This window comes from Bradyrhizobium acaciae (assembly GCF_020889785.1).
Lineage (GTDB): Bacteria > Pseudomonadota > Alphaproteobacteria > Rhizobiales > Xanthobacteraceae > Bradyrhizobium > Bradyrhizobium acaciae.
In genome coordinates this window covers 1-2,962 of record NZ_JACMYK010000275.1, presented here as the reverse complement: position 1 = coordinate 2,962, position 2,962 = coordinate 1, and the positions used below count along the sequence as shown (strand labels likewise).

Sequence of the window (2,962 nt, the reverse complement as noted above, 5' to 3'; positions counted from 1 at the left end):
TTTTGAGCCACTGAATCGCAGCAACGTCTATGCATACAGCTTCTACCCTCCCTGGTGGTTCCTCTCGTCACTCTCTTGGTGAGCCCGGCTGGGTTGCAAGCTGGCTCGAACTCGCCAATCGACTAATGACCGTGGTTCGAAGCGGCAAAATGGCCGCGCCAGGTTCGCGAGTCCTTCGATCTCCTAACAAATCGATCAGTCCTTCGACACCTACCTGATAGGATAGTACGCATGCCAGTTGCTTCTGGTAAAGATTGCTCCGCTTCGCCTCTGTATCTGGATTCGGCGAGCCTCAAAGCTTGCCTGAGCGATGAGGAAATCTACGAAATCGTGAGCCAAACGCTGCGTGAGATGAACAGCACTAACGTGGTCAAGGGACCAAAGGCTGGGTTCGGTTTCGATATCAACGGAGATCACCTGCACATGGGCAGCGTTTGCGGCGCCGTGCTCTCAAGTTCTGCAGCCGGCATAAAGTGGTTCACTGTTGCAGACAGAAATCTTTCGCGCAGCTTGCCGCGCGTCCCCGCGACGGTCTTGGTGTGTGATGCAGAAACGGGGATGCTCCAGGGCGTCTTGAATGGCACACAACTGACGTCGGAAAGAACGGCCGCAATGGCTGTTGCGGCCGCGTCGGCATGCTGCAGGCGCTCCATGAAAAAGGCGGCGGTCGTCGGCGCGGGGGCCATCGGTAGCGCATTGGTGAAGTTCTTGGCCTTGACGCAACCGGTCGATCATATCGCTGTCGCGTCACTCCGAGAATCGAGCGCACGGCAGGCTTGCGATGCCGTTGGGCTAGCACTTCGGCTGGGCCTCACGCTCACCCCTACGGCAGACGTGAGCCGCGCCGTGCGTGACGCCGATGTTGTTTTCACCTCTACCGGTGTTTCCAAAGATACCGATGTGGTTAGTTCAGAGTGGCTCAAGAAAGGAGCCGTTGTTTGCACGCTGGGGACGCGGCGAGAGGTCGATACGAAACTTCTCTCTGACGCCTGGATCGTTGTCGACGATGCAGACGGCATCAGGCTACGGCGCGGCGATTTCCGCGAGGGCGGGGTAGGCTGGAATCGGATCGTTGGAGATATCGGAAGCGTAATGTCGGGCCAGCTTCCGCTTCCCCCGGATGACAAGAAGATCAATGTCGTTCTGATCGGAACGGGAATGCTTGACGTTGCGTTAGGGGCTCGCGCCATCGTTAACGCAAGACGTAAAGGCTTGGGCATTCAGCTCGAGAGGCAATGATGGCGGGCGGCATCGACGCCCTGGTCGTGGGCGCCGGCGTCGTCGGTGTGACGGCAGCCTTGGCGCTCCAAGAGCGGGGGCTGCAGGTCATGCTGCTGGAGCAGAATTCCGTCGCAGAGGGGTGTAGTTTTGGCAATGCAGGGCTGATCGCTCCAGGCGCATTTCCTCTCAGCGCCCAGTATCGGCTAACGGACCTCCCGGCGGCCTTTCTGAAATCCAATTCGCCTGCTGCTCTCGACTGGATTTCAACCCTGCGGCTTTTGCCGTGGGGTTTTTTGTATGCAAAGGCAACGCGATGGGACAAGGTCCGCCGTGACACTGACTTGCTCCACGATCTGTGTCGGGACGCGCTGCGTTCATACGAGGTGCTACTCGGCTCGGACCTGCCGCAGATCTCTAGACGTGGCTATCTGACCATTCACCTTTCGTCTGCAGAACTCGAAAAAGCAATCCACGTCAATTCGATTCGTACATCGATGGGCTTGACTGTCCGGATGCTGGTCGGCTCAGAAATCGCCGAGTTCGAGCCTGCGTTGAAGGGTGTCGCTGCCGCAGGTGCTACGCTAGTCGATGGCGCGGCGCATATCATAGATCCTGCGGCATTTGTGAAGTGTCTCGCCAACGTCTTCGTACGACGTGGTGGTAGCGTATCCCGCGATCGGGTTCAGGCGTTGCGGAGCAAAAAGTCGGGAGAGGTTACCGTTTACGGTGATCTTGAAACTTACTCGCCTCGGACAGCGGTTCTGACAACAGGAGCACATGCGAACCAGCTTCTGGCTGATTGCGATCACCGTATTCCGCTTGTGGCCGAGCGAGGGTACCACCTTGAGCTAGACGTCGAGCCTGGATTCATAGGTGGTCCACTTGCAATACCTGGTTTGGGTGTGGTTCTTGCCCCCAGTGCGCGCGGAGCCCGAATTACTGGAATCAGTCACTTTGGATCGCCCGGGCTACGAGCACGTCCGGAGCTACTCTTGTCAGCGTTGAAGCGTGCGCGCAAAGTACTACCAAGTCTCAGAGTCCGACCCGGCTTTGAGGTATGGAGCGGAGAGCGCCCGGCGACGCCGGATTCCTTGCCTATCATCGAGCAAATCCCGGGATACCGTTCTATGTTCGTCTCCTGCGGGCACGGGCATCTTGGAGTTACGTTGGCTGCTATCTCGGCACGAATTCTTGCCAACCTCGTTAGAGGCAACTCGTCGAATTATGCGGCCCAGCTCAGCTCCCAGCGATTTGCATCGAATTAGCAAGCGAAAGCGTTTGCGGATCACGCAGCGGCCACAGAAAGGTCGATGTCAATAATTGCAAAGTTGACCACAGAAGAAGACCACAGGCGCCTGACACCACTCTCGTGGAAATTCCAAAGGACATTGCTGTTCTTCTGGAGCTTTGTACGCCGTCCGCTGGCGGCCGCCTTGCCAGACGGAGGCGAGCGCTGCAGGTCCTAGGGGGCATCCTAGCAGAAGCGCTATGACGATATCGTGGACAGAGGTGATCGCATCGGTCGAGCGGCGGCTGGTGGTCGCGAGATGAGAAGGAACGGCTAGTTGCGGCATCGCTCGAGCGCGGAGCCAGTGTTTCCGAGGTGGCTCGCATGGCTGGCCTACATGTGAGCTAGCTCTTCAGGTGGCGCAAAGGGCTTTGCAAGTACGGTGAGATCAAATGCGAGGTGCGCCGCCGCTCGGCCATCGAGCCAGTCATCGGCCATCTCAAATCCGAACAT

The 2,962-nt window shown here is 58.0% G+C and carries 2 protein-coding genes and 1 pseudogene; all 3 read left to right on the top strand.

Going from position 1 to position 2,962, the window contains the following annotated elements; all coding sequences use genetic code 11:
* The first annotated feature begins 231 nt into the window (after window positions 1-231).
* Window positions 232-1,239, top strand: a complete 1,008-nt coding sequence (locus tag H8A92_RS40070; protein WP_229200751.1) for an NAD(P)-binding domain-containing protein — start codon at window positions 232-234, stop codon at window positions 1,237-1,239.
* Window positions 1,239-2,486 (top strand): NAD(P)/FAD-dependent oxidoreductase, encoded by a 1,248-nt coding sequence (locus tag H8A92_RS40065; RefSeq protein ID WP_229200750.1) that lies wholly within the window; start codon window positions 1,239-1,241, stop codon window positions 2,484-2,486. The genes H8A92_RS40070 and H8A92_RS40065 overlap by 1 nt, the downstream gene beginning before the upstream one ends.
* A gap of 284 nt (window positions 2,487-2,770) precedes the next feature.
* Window positions 2,771-2,857: pseudogene (locus H8A92_RS41295) on the top strand (hypothetical protein); the annotation flags it as partial.
* Window positions 2,858-2,962 lie beyond the last annotated feature (105 nt).

Coding starts and splice junctions, on each gene's coding strand:
- H8A92_RS40070 (WP_229200751.1), top strand. CDS start 232: ATGCCAGTTGCTTCTGGTAAAGATTGCTCCGCTTCGCCTCTGTATCTG.
- H8A92_RS40065 (WP_229200750.1), top strand. CDS start 1,239: ATGGCGGGCGGCATCGACGCCCTGGTCGTGGGCGCCGGCGTCGTCGGT.